23 protein-coding genes and 4 pseudogenes are annotated in these 21,408 nt (G+C 43.1%); 9 read left to right on the plus strand and 18 right to left on the minus strand.

Going from position 1 to position 21,408, the window contains the following annotated elements:
* Window positions 1-63: 63 nt before the first annotated feature.
* Together alsR and GNE05_RS18360 are read left to right on the plus strand one after the other, a co-directional pair.
* Complete coding sequence (gene alsR / locus GNE05_RS18355; protein ID WP_007407528.1) at window positions 64-972, plus strand: acetoin biosynthesis transcriptional regulator AlsR; 909 nt, start codon at window positions 64-66, stop codon at window positions 970-972.
* Between the two features lie 195 nt (window positions 973-1,167).
* Window positions 1,168-2,499 (plus strand): arsenic transporter, encoded by a 1,332-nt coding sequence (locus GNE05_RS18360; RefSeq protein WP_012118610.1) that lies wholly within the window; start codon window positions 1,168-1,170, stop codon window positions 2,497-2,499.
* Between the two features lie 49 nt (window positions 2,500-2,548).
* On the opposite strand, the gene GNE05_RS18365 is transcribed toward GNE05_RS18360, so the two are convergent.
* The 3 genes from GNE05_RS18365 to GNE05_RS18375 form a co-directional block, all read right to left on the minus strand.
* Window positions 2,549-3,223 (minus strand): hypothetical protein, encoded by a 675-nt coding sequence (locus GNE05_RS18365; protein ID WP_007407530.1) that lies wholly within the window; start codon window positions 3,221-3,223, stop codon window positions 2,549-2,551.
* A 41-nt stretch (window positions 3,224-3,264) separates the two neighbouring features.
* Entirely contained in the window at window positions 3,265-4,158 is an 894-nt protein-coding gene (locus GNE05_RS18370) for a hypothetical protein (protein WP_053574032.1), read from the minus strand.
* Window positions 4,159-4,280: 122 nt separating this feature from the next.
* On the minus strand, window positions 4,281-5,375 hold the full coding sequence (locus GNE05_RS18375; RefSeq protein ID WP_014419050.1) for a CotH kinase family protein: 1,095 nt from the start codon (window positions 5,373-5,375) through the stop codon (window positions 4,281-4,283).
* Between the two features lie 140 nt (window positions 5,376-5,515).
* Here GNE05_RS18375 and cotG point away from each other — a divergent pair, with 140 nt between their 5' ends.
* From cotG to GNE05_RS18390, 3 genes are all read left to right on the plus strand, one after another.
* Window positions 5,516-6,082 carry a CotG/ExsB N-terminal domain-containing protein gene (gene cotG / locus GNE05_RS18380; protein ID WP_029972849.1) on the plus strand — a complete coding sequence of 189 codons (567 nt, stop codon included), beginning with the start codon at window positions 5,516-5,518 and terminating at the stop codon, window positions 6,080-6,082.
* 156 nt (window positions 6,083-6,238) lie between these two features.
* Window positions 6,239-6,859, plus strand: a complete 621-nt coding sequence (locus GNE05_RS18385; RefSeq protein ID WP_012118614.1) for a flavin reductase family protein — start codon at window positions 6,239-6,241, stop codon at window positions 6,857-6,859.
* Window positions 6,860-7,023: 164 nt separating this feature from the next.
* On the plus strand, window positions 7,024-7,368 hold the full coding sequence (locus GNE05_RS18390; protein ID WP_014419052.1) for a DUF4181 domain-containing protein: 345 nt from the start codon (window positions 7,024-7,026) through the stop codon (window positions 7,366-7,368).
* A 7-nt stretch (window positions 7,369-7,375) separates the two neighbouring features.
* On the opposite strand, the gene ggt is transcribed toward GNE05_RS18390, so the two are convergent.
* Complete coding sequence (ggt, locus tag GNE05_RS18395) at window positions 7,376-8,953, minus strand: gamma-glutamyltransferase (RefSeq protein ID WP_160183071.1); 1,578 nt, start codon at window positions 8,951-8,953, stop codon at window positions 7,376-7,378.
* A 207-nt stretch (window positions 8,954-9,160) separates the two neighbouring features.
* On the opposite strand from ggt, the gene GNE05_RS18400 reads away from it, so the two are divergent.
* From GNE05_RS18400 to chrA, 3 genes are read left to right on the plus strand one after another with little or no spacing between them, the layout of a single operon-like run.
* Complete coding sequence (locus GNE05_RS18400; protein ID WP_007407537.1) at window positions 9,161-9,637, plus strand: chromate efflux transcriptional regulator ChrS; 477 nt, start codon at window positions 9,161-9,163, stop codon at window positions 9,635-9,637.
* 13 nt (window positions 9,638-9,650) lie between these two features.
* The gene (chrB, locus tag GNE05_RS18405) at window positions 9,651-10,241 is read left to right on the plus strand and encodes a chromate efflux transporter subunit ChrB (protein WP_053285350.1); all 591 of its coding nucleotides are present in this window, start codon (window positions 9,651-9,653) and stop codon (window positions 10,239-10,241) included.
* Window positions 10,238-10,774 (plus strand): chromate resistance efflux protein ChrA, encoded by a 537-nt coding sequence (gene chrA / locus GNE05_RS18410; protein WP_160183072.1) that lies wholly within the window; start codon window positions 10,238-10,240, stop codon window positions 10,772-10,774. Before chrB ends, chrA begins: the two co-directional genes overlap by 4 nt.
* A 26-nt stretch (window positions 10,775-10,800) precedes the next feature.
* Here the strand turns inward: chrA and GNE05_RS18415 are convergent, their stop codons facing one another.
* Window positions 10,801-11,019, minus strand: a complete 219-nt coding sequence (locus GNE05_RS18415; RefSeq protein WP_017418770.1) for a hypothetical protein — start codon at window positions 11,017-11,019, stop codon at window positions 10,801-10,803.
* Window positions 11,016-11,561 (minus strand): flavodoxin family protein, encoded by a 546-nt coding sequence (locus GNE05_RS18420; protein ID WP_160183073.1) that lies wholly within the window; start codon window positions 11,559-11,561, stop codon window positions 11,016-11,018. Before GNE05_RS18420 ends, GNE05_RS18415 begins: the two co-directional genes overlap by 4 nt.
* 122 nt (window positions 11,562-11,683) lie before the next feature.
* Here GNE05_RS18420 and GNE05_RS18425 point away from each other — a divergent pair, with 122 nt between their 5' ends.
* Window positions 11,684-12,565, plus strand: a complete 882-nt coding sequence (locus GNE05_RS18425) for a LysR family transcriptional regulator (protein ID WP_017418769.1) — start codon at window positions 11,684-11,686, stop codon at window positions 12,563-12,565.
* A gap of 86 nt (window positions 12,566-12,651) precedes the next feature.
* Here the strand turns inward: GNE05_RS18425 and GNE05_RS18430 are convergent, their stop codons facing one another.
* From GNE05_RS18430 to GNE05_RS18490, 12 genes and pseudogenes are all read right to left on the minus strand, one after another.
* On the minus strand, window positions 12,652-13,368 hold the full coding sequence (locus GNE05_RS18430) for an endonuclease V (RefSeq protein WP_160183074.1): 717 nt from the start codon (window positions 13,366-13,368) through the stop codon (window positions 12,652-12,654).
* A gap of 92 nt (window positions 13,369-13,460) precedes the next feature.
* Window positions 13,461-14,113, minus strand: a pseudogene (locus GNE05_RS18435) (hypothetical protein).
* 76 nt (window positions 14,114-14,189) lie between these two features.
* Window positions 14,190-14,723, minus strand: a pseudogene (locus GNE05_RS21305) (hypothetical protein).
* Window positions 14,724-14,758: 35 nt separating this feature from the next.
* Window positions 14,759-15,121: a hypothetical protein gene (locus tag GNE05_RS18440; protein ID WP_022553898.1), complete on the minus strand. Its 363-nt coding sequence runs from the start codon at window positions 15,119-15,121 to the stop codon at window positions 14,759-14,761.
* A 663-nt stretch (window positions 15,122-15,784) separates the two neighbouring features.
* Window positions 15,785-16,294 (minus strand): hypothetical protein, encoded by a 510-nt coding sequence (locus GNE05_RS18445; RefSeq protein ID WP_022553899.1) that lies wholly within the window; start codon window positions 16,292-16,294, stop codon window positions 15,785-15,787.
* Between the two features lie 20 nt (window positions 16,295-16,314).
* A pseudogene (locus tag GNE05_RS18450) lies at window positions 16,315-16,839 on the minus strand (T7SS effector LXG polymorphic toxin); the annotation flags it as partial.
* Window positions 16,793-17,352, minus strand: a pseudogene (locus tag GNE05_RS18465) (HNH endonuclease); the annotation flags it as partial. The pseudogenes GNE05_RS18465 and GNE05_RS18450, both read right to left, overlap by 47 nt.
* 160 nt (window positions 17,353-17,512) lie before the next feature.
* Window positions 17,513-17,818, minus strand: a complete 306-nt coding sequence (locus GNE05_RS18470; RefSeq protein WP_012118628.1) for a hypothetical protein — start codon at window positions 17,816-17,818, stop codon at window positions 17,513-17,515.
* Window positions 17,819-17,834: 16 nt separating this feature from the next.
* Window positions 17,835-19,583: a ribonuclease YeeF family protein gene (locus GNE05_RS18475; RefSeq protein ID WP_160183075.1), complete on the minus strand. Its 1,749-nt coding sequence runs from the start codon at window positions 19,581-19,583 to the stop codon at window positions 17,835-17,837.
* A gap of 19 nt (window positions 19,584-19,602) precedes the next feature.
* Entirely contained in the window at window positions 19,603-19,863 is a 261-nt protein-coding gene (locus tag GNE05_RS18480) for a YwqI/YxiC family protein (protein WP_007614257.1), read from the minus strand.
* Window positions 19,863-20,297 carry a coiled-coil domain-containing protein gene (locus GNE05_RS18485; RefSeq protein ID WP_014419065.1) on the minus strand — a complete coding sequence of 145 codons (435 nt, stop codon included), beginning with the start codon at window positions 20,295-20,297 and terminating at the stop codon, window positions 19,863-19,865. Before GNE05_RS18485 ends, GNE05_RS18480 begins: the two co-directional genes overlap by 1 nt.
* Before the next feature lie 280 nt (window positions 20,298-20,577).
* Window positions 20,578-21,366 (minus strand): YwqG family protein, encoded by a 789-nt coding sequence (locus GNE05_RS18490; RefSeq protein ID WP_160183076.1) that lies wholly within the window; start codon window positions 21,364-21,366, stop codon window positions 20,578-20,580.
* Between the last annotated feature and the right edge of the window lie 42 nt (window positions 21,367-21,408).

Genomic DNA, 21,408 nt, shown 5'->3' on the forward strand with positions numbered 1-21,408 from the left:
TCAATTCGCCGTATGATTAATATGTTTCACGAATAATTAACAAAGAGAAAGGAATGGATAAGGATGGAGCTTCGCCATCTTCAATACTTTATTGCCGTTGCCGAAGAACTTCATTTCGGCAAAGCTGCGCTTCGGTTAAATATGACACAGCCGCCTCTCAGCCAGCAGATCAAACAGCTTGAGAAGGAAGTCGGCGTGACCTTATTAAAGCGCACAAAACGGGTTGTAGAGCTTTCAGCTGCCGGAGAAAGTTTTTTAAAACACAGCAGAAACGCGATCGAAGAAATAGACAAAGCGATTGAAATGGCGCAGAGAACGGCGCGGGGAGAGCTCGGCCGCCTTGTCGTCGGTTTTGTCGGCTCGGCCACATATGAATTTCTGCCGCCGATCATTCGGGAATTCCGCGAAAAATTCCCCTCCGTCAAGCTTGATCTGCGTGAAATTTCTTCTTTCAGACAGCAGGAAGAACTTCTGAAGGGGAACATTGATATCGGCATCCTTCATCCGCCTTTACAGCATTCCGCGTTACATATGGAAAAGGTGCAGAGCAGTCCGTGCATTCTGGCTTTGCCGAAGCAGCACCCGCTTACCGCTAAACAGACAATCGACATTCAGGATTTAAAAAATGAACCGATTATCACACTGTCGAAAGAAACATGGCCGACTTTATACCTGGAGTTTGTAAACTACTGCGAGCAGGCGGGCTTCAAACCGAAAATCGTTCAGGAAGCGACGGAGTATCAAATGGTGATCGGATTGGTTAGTGCCGGTATCGGCGTAACCTTCGTGCCTTCTTCTGCTAAAAAGCTGTTTAATCTCGAAGTCGCCTACCGCGGCATTAATCAGGTGCAGCTCACGGCCGAATGGGTCATTGCCTACCGCAAGGATAATCAAAATCCGATTCTGAAACATTTTCTGGATATTATGAATAAACGCCAGGCTTTATTGCAGGCGGATAAGGAAAATGCATAAAAAAGAGGGCCGCCGAAAGCAGCCTCTTTTTTATGTGCTTTTATGGATTTTTACTAAATTGGTAGAAACGCTCAGTACACCTTACGACCTGTACCCGTATACATACAGTACAACTGATCAGGAGGGATAAAAATAACGGGGCGGCAATGACCCATCTAAAAGGAGGCAGAACACATTACACATATTACCGTCATTTTGACCCTGATTTCTTTCTTTGTGACCATTATTTTTATATTTTGGAGACCCGGGGGATTAAATGAAGCCGTTCCGGCGTCGCTGGGCGCCATTCTCGTTTTGTTATGCGGAACCGTTTCCTTTCATGATTTGGGGGATATAGGGTCAAAAGTCACCGGAGCATCAATCACCATTATCTCCACAATGATTATGGCAATCGCGCTGGAAAGCTTCGGTTTTTTTAACTGGGCGGCGGCCAAACTGCTTCACCGCGCCAAGGGATCGGGCATCCGGCTTTTTTGGCTGACCAACCTGCTCTGTTTTTCAATGACGCTCTTTCTGAATAATGACGGCAGCGTCTTAATCACCACTCCTATTTTACTATTGGTCTTACAATATCTCGGACTTAAAAGACATCAGAAAACACCGTATTTAATAAGCGGCGTATTAATTGCGACAGCCGCAAGCACCCCGATCGGCGTCAGTAATATCGTCAATTTAATTTCTCTCAAAATGATAGGCATGGACCTTTATTTGTACACCAATATGATGTTTATCCCCGGCACGCTGGGACTGGTGTTTATGGCCTTTCTGCTGTTTGCCGTTTTTTACCGCCGTTTGCCGAAACAGCTCCCCGATATTCCGGTTCATTTTGACTCGCTGGAACACAAACGATATCATCCGCTTCAGCCTCCGCCAGACCCGACCCAAAACAGCCGTACGAACATCATGTTTTGTGTTTTGGCATTTGTATTGTTCGTCCGGATCAGTCTGTTTGCAGCTTCTTACAACGGCATATCCGTTTCGCTCGTGGCTGTCATCAGTTCAGTCATCCTGCTTGGCTGGAGATGGTTTTATTTAAAAATCGGACCGGCAGATTTATTAAGGAAAGCGCCTTGGCATATCTTTATTTTTGCCTTCACGATGTACATTATCATCTACGGACTGCATAATATCGGACTGACGGCGCTGCTTGTTCAGTCTATTGAACCTTATGTCTCACAAAGCATTGCCCACGCTGCATCTATTATGGGCATTGCTACATCCGTCCTCTCTAATTTGTTCAATAACCATCCCGCCTTAATGATCAGCACTTTGACATTAACTGAAATGTCCATCGACCCATTAACCGTAAAAATCATTTATCTGGCTAATATTATCGGCAGTGATATCGGATCATTGCTTCTGCCGATCGGGACATTAGCCACGCTGATCTGGATGCATATCATCAGACAGCACGGCGAAAAAGTTTCTTGGTCAGAATATATCAAAACCACCATTATCGTTGTCCCTCTCACTGTCGTGTTTACCATTACCGTTTTATATGTTTGGATCAGTTGGATTTACCTTTAGCTCCCATGAAAAAAAACTGCCTGCTGTATAAGAGAGGCAGTTTTATCATTTATGGCAGGTGCATGGTTTTTAAATGATTCAATTTCCAAAAAACAGTATCGCCGTCTGCATTGGTCAGTTCAAGAATATTATCTGAGACATCCTGCAACAGCCCCACTTTATTCGGTATATCTCCTAAATCCAGAATAATCAGCTTCCCGATATATCTTTTTAATTGCTCCTCAAAATTCCGGACAAGGGGCACATTAGCGGGAACAACCGGCAGCTCTGAACTGTTTAATGTATACGGCGTCTGCTCATCGGAATAGGGTGTCAGCCATTTCAAATGATGCATCGAGATGAAAAGAGTCTTATAAACCGGAGAGAAGAAAACAAAATAATCATTTAAAACACTTGTCACATACCCATGAATGGAACGGTCTCCCGTAACAAATATTTCTGTAAATCTGCCTTTTATATGCTGGAGGGTATTCCGGTAAGAAAAGGAATGTTCCTGTTTTTCGGGATGCGGACTTTTTTTTCTAGCGTACGGTTCTTTATTCTCTTCGTCCGGGAGCGTCAATGTCATCCGCTGAAGATGCAGAAGCGGAATATAAAGAAACGTCCGGCCGTCATGAATCACAATGATATCCTGACCGATATCCAAAAGAGTTCCTGAAAATGTCGTATTCCCCGATATCTCAATATCGACTTGTTTATCCAGAAATCTGCTTAATCCAGCCATTTCATTCCCCCCTCTCCCGCGTTTACGGACAATCTTTCCAATCATTTACGGCCGCGTTTCCACCGATAATCTATTGTCCTTAATACAGTGGCGTAGCTATAAGAGACCTCTTTCTCCCGTTTTGAGGATCGAACGGATCTTGATGATCTTTTCGACTTTTTAGAGGAAGTACGCTGCTCTTCGCGTGATTCTTCTTCATGCGGCTTTTCTTCTTCGGCGCTCTCTTTCTCACCTTTATTCTCGTCGTCTTTATTCTCCTCTTTTTTAGCTGCTCCTTTTGCCCCTTCGCTTATGCTCTTGATATGAAAAGGATAGATCCGCAGCACTTCTTTATCTTTCACAAGAGTGTAGTGGCCGTCGGAATTATCCACAAGTATACCTTCAACGGCTTCAGGACCTCCGCGGTTGATGGATACCCATTTGTGGATCAGGCGTTTAAATATGCCGTGAAAATCATCAGCCATTTCAAATTCCGGTCGCTCCTCCTCTTGGCCGTCCTCTTCTTGTTCCGCGCTGATGCTTTTGACATGGTCGGCGTTAAAATATACAATTCCGTCATCTTCCGTTTCCAGCACGAGAAAATCATCCCCTGTTTCGTGAAGCTTTCCTCTTTTCGATTCCGGACCTCCCTGATTCAATTGCACCGTGCGATTGGTCATCCGGCTGATCAGGTCTTGAAAATCATCAGCTTTTTCACATTCTGCCGCTTCGGACTGCGATACGGTTTCACTCGTATTTTCCGTCACACTTTTCACGTGTTTCCATTGATAATAAACGATTTTATTATCAACCTGAAGAGCGATATAATCCGATTGAATGTCTGCTAATCTCCCTGTCTTGGACTCCGGGCCTCCCCGGTAGACAGTAATTACCTTTCCTTCCATTGCATGCAAAAAGTTGTCATCAGACCGATGCCGCTTCGTATTGCGTTTCATCTATTGTCCTCCTAGTCATTTTTCTCATAATGTAAAAAGCATAATGCATATATACGTATCATGATTATTTTCGGGAACTGATTCACCAGCCTATTTGTAAAAAATCTTTCTTCATTTCCAAATCAGATATTCCACCGCTCTAACTCACTGCTGATGAAGGCTGACCGCTCCTTAATGTATTCGCAAATCACTTCAGGCTCCCGGTCAAAGCAATCAATCTCTTCTTTCTTATATGGATCCTTCGCGACATGCGGCCTGATCTGCTCATACAGTGACATGACCTTCGGCTTCATATATTCAATGGTAAACCGGGTCTGAAGCGTCTCTTCCAAAAGCCGTTTGTACGCTTTGCGGAAATACGGTTCATCCAGAAGCCTTGCAGTCAAGGTATTAAACCCTTGTATTCTGACATAATCGGCCTCCATCCGATCACCGTGAATGTCTCTTCCCCACGTCGCATCGTAATCCCACGGAATGACTTCAAAAAGTCCCGTTTCATGATTCCGGTACAAAGCGTAATTATGAACAAATCCATCGTAGTTTGAGGTAAACACGATGCCCGCAAGCCACCTCAAATACTTATCGGCGTCCAAGTGTTTGACGATCTCCCCCTTGAACTCTGACTTCGGCACGGTATTAATTTTATAGATCATATCCTGCAAGTATAAATCGTCTTCTTTCGTTCCCGTTTTCTTTTCATAACCAAGTTCGAGCGATGTTTTCGTATCCCGCTCCAGATCACTGACGAGGGAGAAATTGGCGTCGTCATCAACCGCGTAAAAAACAGCGCCGTCCGCCAAATTCCGTTTCGCCAGAAAATATTCATCCACTGACTCCAGCTCAAGATACACCCCCTCATGTCTGCCATTGATTTGCAGGGTTACGAAATTCGCCTTTGGTGACAGCGTCCCAAGCTCCGCGAAGAAATCGAGAGACAGCTTATTCCGCATCATCGACGGATCTTTGTATTCAGCGTTTAAATGTATCTCTTTCGCCCTGCGAAATGTTTTCGGCGAATAAAAAGCGATGTGATACGATTTTTTCTTAAAATCTCTTATATGCGAGCCGCGGTACGCCAGATCAATGTCAAGCCGTTTTTGATTCACTCTCAGCACCGCGGGCACCGGATCATCATCCCAAATGTCTTTTTTCAGCTCCATTAAGTCTTTCGGGTGAATAAACAGCTGGTATAGAGGCAATGTTGATTGGTCTTTCATCAGTAAACCTCCCTGTATTAATTTAGGCTGTGCTTTTTATATAAAACTCAGCGAATCACACATACACTTTTTTCATTCATGCGTACTATGTGGTAGTAAGGATCGCATCCTTAAAACATATATCATGAGGAGGTTTCAAAATGGGCCACTATTCCCATTCTGATATCGAAGAAGCAGTAAAATCCGCAAGCACCGAGGGATTGGAAGATTATTTGTACCAAGAACCAAAAAGCAGTAAGAAGAGAAAATCTCGCAGCCATAAAAAATCCCGTTCTCACAAAAAATCTCGCAGTCATAAAAAGTCCCGTTCTCACAAAAAATCTCGCAGTCATAAAAAATCGTGCCGCTCTCACAAAAGATCTCGCAGCCATAAAAAATCCCGTTCTCACAAAAAATCTCGCAGCCATAAAAAATCCCGTTCTCACAAAAAATCCCGCAGCCGTAAAAAATCATGCCGGTCTCACAAAAAATCTCGCAGCCATAAAAAATCCCGCTCTCACAAAAAATCCCGCAGCCGTAAAAAATCATGCCGGTCTCACAAAAAATCTCGCAGCCACAAAAAATCATGCCGCCGCAAGAAAAAACGCACGCAGAAAAAACCTTATCGTCCTCATAAAAAAGACCCTTGCAAAAAAGACGATTACTGCAGCAAAACAGAGTACTGGAAAGACGGGAACATCTGGGTTGTAAAGAAAAACTACAAGTAACACCATTCGTAAATAGGCTGCCGGCTAAACGGAAGCCTTTTTCCTCAATCAGATATATGCCACGTGATAAGATATGCAGCCGGTTTTCTTTTGTTGTGTTTCCGAATTTTCTTTCTGTATAATCAGGTCATACGATAAAGAAAGGCGGCCGAAATCATGCATATCTTACGAGCAGACGAACTGAACGCAAAAGACACTTACAAATTGCTTTCGGGCACAGTCGTTCCCCGGCCGATCGCATTTGTCACTACGCGGTCATCCATCAACGGCGCCGTAAACGCGGCGCCCTTCAGTTTCTATAACGTTGTCTCCGCAGAACCGCCGCTTCTGGCCATCTCAGTCAGCCGCGCGGACGGTCGGCAGAAAGACACCGCGAGAAACGCACTCGCTCATCGGGAATTCGTGGTGCACGTCAGTGATGAGTCCATTATTGAAGACATTAACAAAACGGCGGCAAGGCTTGATCCTGATGTCAGTGAGCTTGGCATGACAGACCTTTCTGTGACAGACAGCGCTTGCATCAGCGTTCCCGGTATAAAAGAAGCAAAGGTCAGGTTTGAATGTATACTCGAACGCCATCTTCCGTTCCAAAATGACAGCGGAGAAACGACGACAGACCTCATCATCGGCAGAGTCGTTTGTTTTCATTTGAATGACCAAGTATATGACGCCGATAAAGGCTACATACGGACAGATGAGCTGAAGCCTGCGGCAAGGCTCGCGGGGAATGAATACGCCAGACTCGGGAAGACATATACGCTTGTCCGCCCGACCTGAAGCAGGAACCATTATAATAGAAGAAACTAGTCAAAAAGACCCCTTTCGAAAGGGGTCTTTTTGAGTCTTTTACCATTTAACTCAGCCTAATGTCTTGTAGAATGCCGAAACTTACAAGGTCCTCACCCGTATGAAACGAGTGGCACATTTTTAGGAGGCAGACGATGGATTTCACTCAGTTACTGATTTTTTCAGCCGTATTTATTTTGCTCAGCCTTATGTTTCAAGTATTTGCCGTCAAAGTTCTCAATTTGCCAAAGCCTGTTAAAAAGCAGAAGCCGATAAACGGCACACATCGATTAATCGAAATCACACTGCTTATTACGGGCATCGCAGCGGTGAATTTTTTCAATGAAATGTACGTATTTGCGGGAGTTGTTTTCATGCTATTTTGCTGCAGCGGCTTAATGGAATGGCGGCACCGGCGGGAGGAAAAGCAATATGTGTACGATTCGTTTTACGCGGGTCTTTCTGCCGCGCTTGGCGTGCTTATTTTTTTCATCAGTTAGCGCAGCTCTATACTCCTGCGGCCGCTCCGTCGCCGCGCGGGTCGGCCCCGCCTTGGAGAAAGCCTTCTTCATCAATGACGATCGCTGCCGCATGGCCCATAAGCCCGTTGAAATCACCAACGGTCTCGACGCGGTGGCCGCTCTGCCTTAGGGCTTCTCTCGTTTCAGGGCTGATTCTGCTTTCAACCCTCAGCCCTTCATACTCCTCTCCCCATGTCCGTCCCCAGACCCAGCGCGGCTCATTGATCGCCTGCTGGGGGTCCATTTTGTAATCAATGATGCGCGTAATCATCGCTGTCTGAGTTTGCGGCTGGCCTTCTCCTCCCTGGGTTCCGTACAGGATGTGCGGCCTTCCTTCTTTACAGGCCATCGCCGGCATGAGGGTGTGGAACGTCCGCTTGCCGGGTTCAAGTGTATTGACATGAGATTCGTCCAGCGAAAAAAATGACCCGCGGTTTTGCAGCAGAATGCCCGTCTCCCCCGCTGTAACGGCAGATCCGAACTCGAAATAGAGGCTCTGAATAAAGGAAACGGCATTTCCTTCCGCATCGGCGACGGCGGCATAAGCTGTGTCGCTTCCGATCGGCCGGCTTACCGCCGGCGCAGCCACGTTACCGATTTCTTCCGCAAGCTGCTTTGCATACCGTTTATCAAGCAGCCGATCCAGCGGAATATGAGAAAATGCCGGATCAGTCAGCACTTCATTCCGGTGCTGAAAACTCTTCTTCAGCGCCTCGATCAGCAGATGATAATAGTCAAAGGAACCGTGTTCGATCTGAGAAAAATCATAGTTTTCCAATATATTGAGCGTCATTAAGCCTGTAAAGCCCTGTGAATTCGGCGGAGCCTGATAGATTTTGCACCCGCGGTAATCGGAGGATACCGGGTTCGTCCACTCGCCGCGGTGGGCTTTAAAGTCATCAAGTGTCAGACGGCCGCCGTTGTTTTGCAGAAAGGATGTGATGCGTTGAGCGAGGTCTCCTTCATAAAAAGCGCTTCTGCCTTTCTCGGCAAGCTGCTCCAAGCTGGCCGCCAGATCCTTCTGGACAAACCGTTCACCGGGCATGGGCGCTTTTTTGTTTCTCGTAAAAATGGCCGAGGTGTAAGGCATTGAGGCTAAAAGAGCGAGATTGCGTTCTGTGTGGGCGCACTGGTCGGCGGACACCGGAAATCCGTTTGCCGCATAATCAAGAGCAGGCTTCAGCACCTCAGCGAGCGAAAGACGCCCGTACGCCGAAAGCACGGCATCCCAGCTGTCCGCCATTCCCGGAACGGTAATGGCGCTTTCTGTCCCGCGCAGAGGGATCGCTTCTCTTCCCCGATACAAGTCTCTCGTCACATGCTTCCCTGAACGGCCGCTCCCGTTATAAGCTTTGATTCGTCCCGTTTCTTTATGGTAAGTGAGCCAAAATGAATCCCCGCCAAGACCCGTCATATGCGGATACACAACTGCCAGACAGGCGCTGACCGCCACTGCCGCGTCAAACGCGTTTCCGCCCTTTTCCAGAATGCCGGCCCCCGCCTGAGAAGCGAGATAATGCGGACTGACGACCATTTGTTTCGTTCCGATGGTTGAAGTATTCATGGCAAGCCCCTTTACAAATTTTCTCAAGTATAAAAAGCGGCTTCGCGGCCATCCACATTCCTGAAAGAAAATCTTACACACTATTTACTTTACGATAATAAATGATTCTAAGTTGTTACATATCGAAAACAATAAAAAAATTCTCCCTTCATAACGTAATGTTTCATGATACAATAATGTCTACCAAATGAAGGAAGGTGAAGCGGGTTGGAACATGAATACAGCATTCCGAATCTTGTCCTTGATGAAACGGATAAACAGATTCTTTCGATTTTGCACGAGGAAGGGAGGATTTCCTATACAGACGTAGGAAAGCGGGTTAACCTGTCGCGAGTGGCGGTTCAGCACCGCATTCAGCATTTACTGGATGCCGGTGTGATTGAAAAATTCACCGCTGTCATCAACCCGGCGAAAATCGGCCGTCACGTGTCCGTGTTTTTTAATGTGGAGGTGGAGCCGCAGTATTTGGAGGAAACCGCATTAAAGCTTGAAAAGGAGCCGGCCGTGACAAGCCTTTATCACATGACCGGACCGAGCAAGCTGCATATGCACGGCATTTTCGCAAATGATCAGGAGATGGAAGAGTTTTTGACAAAACGGCTCTATACGCAAAAAGGCGTCGTCAGCGTCGACTGCCAAATGCTGATTAAACGGTATAAAAGCAGAACGGGCATGAAGCTGTAAGGAGGACATAGCCATGAAACATCCCTATTGGGACATTACGGCGGCGATGGTCCGAACGGGCATTCTCGGATTCGGGGGCGGACCGTCGGTGATCCCGCTCATCCGCCATGAAGCCGTCAATAAATACAAATGGATAGATGATGATGAATTCGGAGAAATATTAGCCATCGCTAATGCGCTTCCCGGACCGATTGCCACAAAAATGGCTGCGTATCTGGGCTTCAAGCTGAAAGGCACGTTAGGCGCAATCTTGGCAATCCTCGCCCATATTCTGCCTACATGTCTTGCTATGGCAGGCTTGTTTGCCGCTGTCAATGTCTTAAGCCACTCAGCGGTTGTTGCCGGCATGATTGGCGCCGTCACGCCGGTGATCGCCGTCATGCTCGGCATCATGGCGTACGAGTTTGGCCAAAAAGCGCTTAAAGGTTTCGGCTGGGTCACGGGCATCCTGTTTTTTATCATCGCTTTTATCGGCCTGCAAACGTTACAGATCAATCCCGGCTTTGTCATTATCATTTTCTTGGCGTACGGCGCGTTTCATTTTAAATTAAAGGACAAAATCACAAATAAACGTTCAAAAGATAAAGGAATGTCGGCCTCATGATCATGATTTATATATTTATGGCGTTTTTTGTCGCAAACGTACTCGGATATGGAGGCGGACCGGCGTCGATCCCGCTGATGTTTGAAGAAGTCGTCAACAGATACAGCTGGCTCTCAAAAGATCAATTCTCAAATATGCTCGCACTTGCGAACGCATTGCCGGGCCCGATCGCAACCAAAATCGCGGCGTATGTCGGCTACAGCGCAGGCGGGTGGCCCGGGTTCCTGATTGCGCTGATCGCCACTGTCGTACCGTCGGCGCTCGCATTGATCGTCCTCTTGCGCATCATTCAGCGCTTCCGCCAATCCCCCGTCATCAAAGGTATGACGCTGTCCGTCCAGCCTGTCATCGCCGTCATGATGCTCATTCTTACCTGGCAAATCGGCGCAGACGGCATCAAAGCGATCGGCTGGGTTCAAGCGATAGTGATTGCGGGGATTTCCCTCCTTGCCTTGACAAAATTCAAGATGCATCCGGCCTTCCTGATTATCGCGGCGTTTTTGTATGGAGGGCTTGTGGTTCCTCATTTATAAAGAAAAGCACCTGGACAGGTGCTTTTTTATTTTGGCCCAGAAATACCATTTGATATGACAACTGTTTCTTCGCCTGCATCACTCTTGATGATTTGCTTGACTTGCAGCGTTGCGCCTGCCATTCTCACAAATTGCTGAACCTGAGGCGAATTGGTTTCAGCCTGTATCCAAACAGAAGTCGGCGCTTTCCAAGCTAAAAAGAGTGCGAGTATCAACATACCAGAGATAACCAGCAGCAGCTTCATATCGCATCACTTCTTTTCAATAAACGGCTCGCCGCGGACAGCGCCTGATGATCATGAAGAATATCACCGGGACGATTGCCTTCTCCCAGCACATAGCCTTTAAAGGACATCCCCATAAAATGAAAAATATGTTCAAATTGCTGAATCAGCGGCAGCCCTTTTAGTTTAGGATTGTCTCCTCCCACTGCTGTTACATATACCTGCTTCGCTGACATTTGCTGTTTAAAATCAGGAAATCTCGGATCTCTCAGCGTCTGTGACCAGCGATCAATAAACAGCTTTAATGTCCCTGACATGCCAAACCAATAAATTGGGGTGGCGAATACAAGAATATCGCACGGCAATATCCGCTCAATGATAGAATCGCAGTCATCTTGAACAGGACGAAAGCCGCCTTGGGCGTGACGCAGATCTTCAATTGGCTGGAGCCGATATTTCCGCAAATGAATGTGCTCCGCATCGAATCCTTGAACAGCCTTCTCCGCAAGAATATCCGTATTTCCGCCAGACCTCGTTCCGCCATGAATAACCGCAATTTTCATGATGCATCTGCTCCTTTGTTTACGAATGATTTTCTTCATCATATAATGGATTCATCAATCAATACAGATGATTATTTCGATTATTCCAATCGGTAAAACCGATTTAGAAAGGACGAGAACATATGGAATTGAAGCAGCTGATCACCTTTATTACGGCGGCAGAACATGTAAACTTCACCCTAACCGCCAAGATGCTTAACTATGCACAATCAAGCGTTACCTCTCAGATCAAATCACTTGAAGAAGAAATCGGGACTCCTTTATTTGAACGGCTCGGCAAGCGGCTCATCCTGACAGAAGCCGGCAAAACATTCAAATCCTATGCGGAGAAGATCATTGCGTTAACAGAAGAAGCAAAAATGGCCGCAAATCAAGTAAGAGAAACAACCGGAACCTTGAAAATCGGCGCGACGGAAAGCCAGTGCACATACCGCCTTCCGCCTATCATAAAAGAATTCAAACAGGCTTTTCCTCAAGTAAAGCTCATATTCAAACCGTATGTGTCCAACGAACAAGCGAAAGAACAGCTCTTACAGGGCCAGCTTGATATCACTTTCATTTTGGATGTGAACCGAACGGAAGACGCACTGCACGTTGAATCTTTGATTCAGGATGAAATCAAAATGGTAGCCGCCAATGATCATCCTTTTCCAGCAGACTCACCAGCAACATTGAAAGATCTTCAAAACGAAACCCTTCTGCTGACAGAGGACGGCTGTTCATACCGCACGCTCTTTGAGAACACTTTACATGACGCCGGAGTCTACCCTAACAAATTAGAATTCGTCAGCATAGAAGCCATCAAACAATGCGTGATGGCCGGACTTGGAATTGGACTATTGCCTGAAATGACAGTAAAAGACGATATTGCCGAAGGACGGATGAAAGAACTCAGCTGGCAGAATGAATGCCCTGTTTTTACTCAATTAGCATGGCATAAGGACAAGTGGATGTCTGCGCCATTAAAGGCTTTTATCGATTTGACGCGAAAAACATTCAAATAAAAATCTATCTGCAAGGACGACAAAGTTTTTAATAAAGCAGACACCAGGCATACAAAAAAACACTTGGTGGCTTAGAGCCCCAAGTGTCACACGGGATTTTTCCGATAAAACGTTCGCAAAACATGCGTTTCAAGGTCAGCCAGACGGACAGGGATCGGCAGCCTGCTTTCTCGATTGATCATTTTCATTGTGATCTGATAGCTGCTTTCTAAATCAATGTTATGTCCGCAAGACAAGAAAATAGGCTTCACATCCCGCCGCGTTCGCAGCGCCCGTCCATATACCTCGCCGTCAATGATAATATCGGTGTATGCGCCGACTTCATTTTCAGGCGTCACGAAATCGCAGCCTTTGATTTTGAGATAGGTTTTCGCTATCCCAATCGTCGGCTTACCCAGAAAAAAAGCCGCATGGGTGGCAACGCCCATATGATTGTAATGCAGATACCCGTTGCCATCAAACAAAAACACATCCGGCTCCGCCTCCAGCTTTTTCGCCGCCTCGATGATCAAAGGCAGCTCGCGAAACGCAAGAAAACCGGAAACATACGGCACGCCGATTTTCCCCATGCTGTGCACTTTTTCAATCACTTCTTTTGTATCAGCGTCAATCACGATGATACTGCATACGCCGTACGGTTCCCCGTCCTGCTCCCAATAAGCGAGGTCGACGCCTGCGCAGGTGTTGACGGAGTCTGGGGTGATGGAATGAGATAGGTTAATTTTATGTTTAAGGGATTGTTGTGTTTGAACAAAATCCGATTCATCTTTTAGATCAAAATCGTGAATTTGATGTATTTTCATTTCATTGGTTTTCCTCTCTAAAAATAGTCTTCGTGCTCAATCGTCCTGCGTTTCGATCTAACGAAGACTCCTTCAACAAATTATATCTTTTATTAAAATTCATTTTTCATTTCTTTCATAAAAATAAGGTCCAATTGTTTAAGTAATTCTTTAAGTTCAGTACACATAATATCTTCTAAAGGATTTTCCCAATCTTCGTTTTTTATCAGTTCAATGCCATAACTGCCGTTTGGGTCGCCTTCTGGGTACCACCCTACATCAAGCAGCAAATTTTTAGTTTTATGAGAAATCTGCAGGAGATCTTGATTAAAGTCAAATAACCAAGCATCATCATTTCCCTCTAGAGTTTTAGGGTCAGTTCTTTTAATGTAATATAATCAACAGTCCAGCCCGCCGGTATCTTAAGCCTTAAGAAATTGGGAACATATTGGCTTAGCTGTTGCAAACCCTCTAAAACCCCGCTTCCCACAGTCCAGATTTGATATTCTAACTCTTCCAATAATTGTTCCATTTCATTAAAAGAGTCTTCTTTATAAATCTTATCTGCTTTTAAGCCCGCTACTTTGACATGATATTGATCATTTTCAAATATTGCCTTAATAACAGCATTACGTTTTTCATTTTGTAGTTTTAGCAGTTCATATTTTTCTTCCATTCTTTTTTCTGAATTTAAATTGTTCTGTACTACAGACCAGCCATTACAGATTTTCAATGGCTGCAATTGAGAAATTTGATTTCTGTCCATCCAGTTTCTCCTTGTACTCCACATTGTTATACTATCTATAAAAAAACTTGCCGATGACAACAGGGCAAGCTCTTAACTATAGCAATTCTAATACATCAGTAAACAAGGCATCTCCTAATGTTAATCTCCTATTGAAAGACTGTATATGGGGCAATTCACTCCCCTCATACACAGTATCGTAGTAATCATACAAATACTGAGTTCGATAAACCCTTTCTCTTGCATTACTTTATTGATATAGTTCGTTCCCTGAATGAATTCTAAAGATTCAGCGGTACCTACAATATCATAAGCCCCGTCGATTAATTCATGTCTAAGGGAATAACTATAATCTGGTACATAAACAGGAACCAGATTAGATACTTTCATATTGTTTTGCTGTTCTAGATGAAATCCATTTTCCCCAGAAAGATCTTGCATGTGGATATTGATTTCTCCAGAAGGAGTAAATCTCTAACTTCAATTTTTTTAGACTTTTTATTTGACTAAATTCATCAGGCACTTTTATTTTATCTGCACATTTGTTCTTGTACCATTCGTCTAATTCCCTATTCACAAATAGACGGTTAAGCAGTTCACCGATTTCAGGGTATTCATTAATAAATCTGATTCCATGTTCGAACTATTCCAGCCATTATTATTTAACTACTTCCACCAAGTTGTTGTTACTTGTTTTAAATAATATTCAATATATAAAATTACTTTTTTATAATCATCTGATGAAAATTCTTTAATAGGATCTTCCCAATCATTATTTTTGACTATTAAAACCAGATAGTTACCTTCAGGTGAAATGTCAGGAACCCAGCCTAAATCAAGCGTTATTGAGGATTGTTCATGATAAAGCTGCAACAAACTGTCTGTGAACAAAAACCAGGAATCATCATTCGGTTCTAAAGTTCTTGGATCTATTTCAACAAAATGATTATAATTCACTTTCCAACCTTGTGTTATTCTTAGGGGATGTAAATTTGCTTTTGGAACATCTAACTTAACATATTTCACCATTAACAGAACCTCTTTAGTTTTGTTTTAAACTATTTTCATGGTTTACCTTAGTAAATTCTAGCCTATTATTTTTTCTCCCTTTAAATTGGGTGTTTGTTGTTGAACCTATTCCATGACCAGCTTGATGCTCATTTGGGAATTTTGTAGAGTGGACAGCAGCTTTTTTTCCATCCGTTAACCAGAGTTTCCGTAGCTATCCATGTGAAATATAAAAGAGATATGAAGGCGTTTCTATTTTGCATTAAAACCTTCAAGATTTTTCAACTATACTATTAATTCCTTCAAAAATAATATCTCTCATAACTTCATTATTACTTTTAAAATTTCTTTCATTTTTTATTTTATTAAAAACATGCTTGATAACCCCATCAATCATTATTGTTTGTTAACCCTTCAACGTCCTCTTCATCGCCTTCTTTTTAAACATTTCATTCAATATAATTAACTTCTGTTCTTGCGACATTACATTCTCTCCTTTACATTTTCGAATCATTTTATTTCACTTTTCACAAAACTTAAACTTTAATTTTTTTCTCTATAAATCAACAGTTTTGAATTAGTTTTACCATTAATCCTGTAAAAGCTTGATCATTTGTAATGTTTTTTGCTTTCAAAAGGTAAAAACTAAAAAAGCAGGTACAATATAACTACCTGCTTTTTTACTTAAATTTTATTATCAAAGTTAATTTCTTTTACAAGGATAGCTTCGTTTCCGTACTCTTCAATGTCGGCCTTTAGCCAACTGCTTTCCTCTTCTCTATATTTATAAAATCTAAGTGTCGCAAAACCTTCATCAATACTTATAATCACAACAAATTTATGCTCAGGAAATTTTTCTTTTAAATGTTGTTCCCAACCGTCTACTATCTGAAACGCATAAAGTGAAATCTCTTCATCAGACAAATCACTGTAGTCTAAATAATCGTTTATGCGGAGCTCATTACACGATGCTTCATACCCCGTTTTATCCCCGTACATTTTCAAAATTCTATTCCAATTTATCGTTGTATTATCAGTTAACTCATACTCTAGATCTAGAATATAGCAATCGTCTACTTTAACTATATTAGGTGAAATAATATCCTTTAATTTAGATAGGTCAACTTTATTTGCATTACTCCGATCTTCAAGTCGTTCTTTTAGTCTTTTCATATTTTTATTTGTATATTCCATATATAATCTTCACTCCTATACTAAAATACAGGATCTTCACCTAAAAATTTCAATCCCTTATTTATAGCTTTCTGAACACTCTTGTCTTTAAGTACTTTTTGAATTTTGCTAGGTGCATCTTCACCTGTTTTTTGGTCATAAAACTTTTTTGTTTCCACATCAAAATACCATTTTTTATTACTTGGCTCGTGATAGTGAATTTGACCTTCTCTTTGCCCTGGATTTGGGTTTTCAATGTCTATTCTTTCTGTCTTCCCATTTTGCCATGTTGTCTTACTTGCAATTTGAGTTCCATATTGACCGAAAAGTTTCTTACTATTCCCGCCACCACTACCAGCCACCTTCACAATCCCAAGATCTTTCACAGCAGTCGTTTTTACATCAGCATGAATGATTGGGAAAGTTGCGCCATCCGGTGTGACAGTCTTGTGGACACGAATCTTTACATTCGTCGGTACTTTGAATTCTTTTACTTGGTCTAGAATCTTTTTCCCTTTTTCAACTTTTGATGCTTGTGGCGATTTTGCAAGCGGTATGCCTTTGTTTCAGGTTAAAAGCTCCTGCGTTTATTTCTCCTACACCACCAAGGTGTCCGAATTCACTATTTATTTTTGTTGGCACAAGTTGCATTGTTTTAACATCATTTAATTCATGCCATGTTAATTTATTTTTTCTCGATATTTTTTTATATCTCTTGCATTAATTTTACCAGATTCCATCCCAAATTGACTTGCTAACTCAGGTGAGCCATTAATTTGGTCAGCTAATTTTTGATCTGATTGAACAAAATTAGCTCGTCTGGCTTTCCCCCCATAAGTTCCTTTTCCTCCAAGCATATAGTTGATTTCAACTTGTGCTTTTGCTATTGGTGAAAAATCAGGAACTCCATTTTTATATTGAATACCTTTTATACCAGCCTCATCTAATATGCTTTTCAATTTAGGGTCTGGTGGAGGTTTAAGCGTACTTAAAGATTCTCCCCTAATTCCTTCAAATTCAATCTTTGGATTGACCTGTGCAGGTGTTTGATTAATCCTTGATTCATACGATAGGGCATACATTTTAAAGTTATTTGTACGCACTCTATAATTTGGTAAAACATCATATAAGGCTTATAAGGATCACCTCTACTCTCTAAATAGAAAACAGTTTATTCGGCACTCACCCCCACTAAAAAAGCCTTAAAAGAAAATAAAAATCTTTTAAGGCTTTTCATTACTAGAGGTTATTGATTTTGTCTTTATAAACTTTTAAAATTGTTGTGTTTAAATCACTGATTTCTGAGAAATGCCATTCAAACGTCGTTAGAATTCTATGAAGTTCAAATAACATTTTCTCTATTTCATCACCATCGTTCTTATCCAATGAACCAAAATTGTTTAGTATAATATCTAAATCTCTAGTTAACACCCTAAAATCCTCAAGGTTCTCGTACTGTTCATCTAAATCTTCTTTATTTACAATATTAATACTTGAATTAAGTTTATCTAGTATGTCCAATATTCCTTCTAACTTTTTATCCATATAAATTCCTCCACTATTATTTCCACCCCTTAACTACTCGTCCAAGTGCTTTCTTAGTCTTGTCAGGGTTTAAAGTACCATCTAAATTCAATACGTATTTCACATTTCCCGTCTTATCTATTACTTCTAAATGGTCTTTGTGTAATGCGTCAAGATAAACTCCATAACCCTTTTTCAGATATTGGTTATCAGTTTTCTTTTCCACCTTATAAATTGATTGTCCATCGTACTTTACTTTTGATTTTGATAAGGAATTACTTATTTTTTTTCCAAATTCCATATCAAAAAACTCATTCATATTTGAAACAGGTTTAACAATACCCTTAATACCTTTACCACTACCAGCCATCTTCACAATCCCAAGATCTTTCACAGCCGTCGTTTTCACATCAGCATGAATGATTGGGAAAGTTGCGCCATCCGGTGTGACAGTCTTATGGACACGAATTTTTACATTCGTCGGGACTTTGAATTCTTTTACTTGGTCTAGAATCTTTTTCCCTTTTTCAACTTTTGATGCTTGTGGCGATTTTGCAAGCGGTATGCCTTTGTTTACATGCTTCGCCAATGCACCGGCTCCAACCAAACTCAGCGCAGCTTCCAGCGCCCCTTGCTTCCGCTTCTCCTCAGACACTTTGTTTCCGAACATATCTCTGCCTGTGACGGCTTCTGAGAATCCGTTTGAGGCGACAAGGCCGTATGCGCCCATTTCTGTCATTTTTAGAATGTCTAAGGATTTTCCTGTTTTATAGGCATCTAAAGCATGTTCTGCGGCAATGACGGTTTTCCCGGTTTTGTAAATGGCTTTTCCGCCTTTGAAAGCGCGGCCCGCCCAGCCGACGACCGGTATGAATCCGGCGGCGGCCATCGCTCCTGCTGTGACGCGTTCTGCGGTGGAGAGTTTTTCTCCGGTCACCGGATCAACGCCTTCGGCTGCTCTTTTATAATCATAATAGCCGGTGACTTCGCCGGTAAAGTTGCAGATGCCGTCCCATGTTTTTTCGTACCATGGTTTATTGGCTTCTTCTTCAGCCTTTTCCTGAAGCCGTCTTGCTTCGGCCTGCTGGGCTTTTGCGTCAATATAGTCCGTTCCCTGTTTTTCTGTCGCCATGACGCTTTTGTAGATTTCATTGCTGTGGAAAGCTTTTTTGTCATAGTACATAGGGGATGCGCTTTTCCCGTTGCTGGTGGCCTGCATGAGAACGGAATATTTGCTGAGCACTGCGTTGTCCAGAGATTCTAAGTTTTGATATTCAGCGGTCAGGGATTCATCAAGCGTATCGACTGCCGTGATCGTGTCGCGTCTGGTTTTCTGGGCATCGCCCATTTTATCAGCGTAATCATCCAGCGTATATGTGTCGAGATGAATAATATCGCTGATGCCTGACAAAATTGAATCGATTTCTGCTTTATGAGCGGAGACAATCTCTGAAGCTTTCAAATCCGCATTGGGCAGCTCATGCTCCAAAAATGAAGTCTCCACATATGTATCGCTGAGTTCTTGATCTTTAATGTCACCTGAAATGCCATTTAAAAACGCAATTTGAGCAGAGACAAGCGTCAGCCAGCTGTCGGCGATTTCCGCTTGTCCCTGAAAAAAATCTTTTATATTGTCTGCGCCTTTCCCTTTCAAAGCATCACCCAGATCGGCCACGCCTTGAAAGGCTTGTTTGAGCGCACGCAGCTGCTCTTCAAGGGCTTCGTATTGTTTCCTTCTCTTATCTGCTTCGTCCGTTAACGATTGTGATTCAAACACTTTGCTCATCGGCAAGTCCTTTCTTTCGTTATTTTACGGCGATCGCCTCGTCCTGTTCTTTCAAAGAATCTACGTTGTCTTTAACGTCCGCGATATTCTTATGAACGGCCTGCTTGTATTCGCTGATCATTGATACAAGCTTTGCCTCGCGGGATTGGTATTTGGAGGTATAGTCGAGCTTGTTTTTTCCGTTTGAACCGGCGTTCCCGATCGAAACGGCCTCCAAAGCGCTGCTGACGGATTCAAGCTGCTTCATGACGGCTCCGTATTTGAGTTTTATTTCTGCCATTAAAACCAACTCCAGCTTCTTTTGATTGATTGTATTTTTTCTCCGACCGTGTCAAGGGCTTCTTCTCCCAGCGTCAGCAGGTGCTCTGCCTCTCTCGCGATGCTTCTGGCGGCAAGGAGCCCTCCTTTTTCAATTTCAAGCTGTGTCATCTTTAAGCCGATTCGGTAAATATAACCGTCGTATTTGTCTGTGACGATTCTGTATGCTTCTGTATGGGCCTGATCGCGCCGGTCATCAAATTCTTCAGCAAAAGTGCCGGTCCAATGATGGTCCAGGTGCGGCTTGAGGATGTCTCTGATTTCAGATACGCCCTCTTCCTGCAGAGATTCTATCTCTCTTTTCGCTTCTTTTAATTTATCAATTTGGTGTTCAACCTCGCCCAGTTTATGGCTGATCGTGCTGTTAATATGGCTTAATGTGCTTGAATGGCTCATCTGTTTTCACCTCGTCTTACGCAAAAAGTCGTACAAAAAGCACAGACTTTTCCATACTATATTTCCATATATTATATTTTAAAATAGACAGAAAGCAGCTTAAATAGGTTAAATGACTTATTTTCAGCAGCCGAGATGCTCATCATTAACGCCAAAAGACTCACATAAACGGCATATCCATTCATTGATCTCCTCTATGTATCCATGATAAATTCCCTAAAAAAAAGGAGACAGTGATGAACCGTCTCCTTTGCCTTGTATCATGATTATCATACTGTCGTTAACTGCAGTCCCAGTTGTACAAAACGTTTGAGAAATCTTTTTTCTTCAAATCTTCCGGTCTGATAAAGAAATTTGCGATTCCCACATCTCCCCACATCGAATCAATGTCATCATCTGAATCAATTTGCAAAAGCAGAATCGTATGGTTTTGATGGGAGTAAGACCGCGGATCTTCCTGGGTGAAGGACGCATAGCCGCCGATTTTATGGCCGAATGCGTTCGCCGTATATTCGTCATACACCTCATCGTCAAACTGCTCGAAATAGTCAAAGGCATCCATCCCGGCATACTGCCTGAATTGAAAATCAGACGGGAGCACCCATTCAGCAGACAGCTCAGGGGTGATCAGCGCTTCGGATTGAATCGGAAAATCGTACTCCTCTTCAACCTGAACGAAAGAAAAATCATTTATGAGCTCCGCTTCTTCTGCTGTCACATGTTCAAAATATTTGACGCAGAAACCCGTTTGCGCGCACCTGTCGTCAAAATTCAAACCGTATACGTCATCACTGACCGATATGTAAAACTGAAGAATGCCGGTGTCCGGAAAATCAGGGAGTCCGGGCATATCCGCAAAATTGATTTGAGCGAGAAGCTTCATCGGCCTGCCGCTTTCATCTTTAGGATATGGTTCATGTTTCGGAAAATAGGGGTCTCCGGCCATTTTACTGTCATACCGGCCCGTTTCAGCTTTTTTGACGTGCAGTTTGATAAAAGGCCGTGCTGACGTTTCCAGCAGACCGCGGGATGATTCCATTTGCTTCGGCAATTTCCATGTTTTTTCCACGATAAATATCCCCTTCGTCTCTAATGATTGTATGATAAAAGG

Origin of the sequence: Bacillus sp. AM1(2019) (genome assembly GCF_009906915.1) — a bacterium.
GTDB lineage: Bacteria > Bacillota > Bacilli > Bacillales > Bacillaceae > Bacillus > Bacillus velezensis.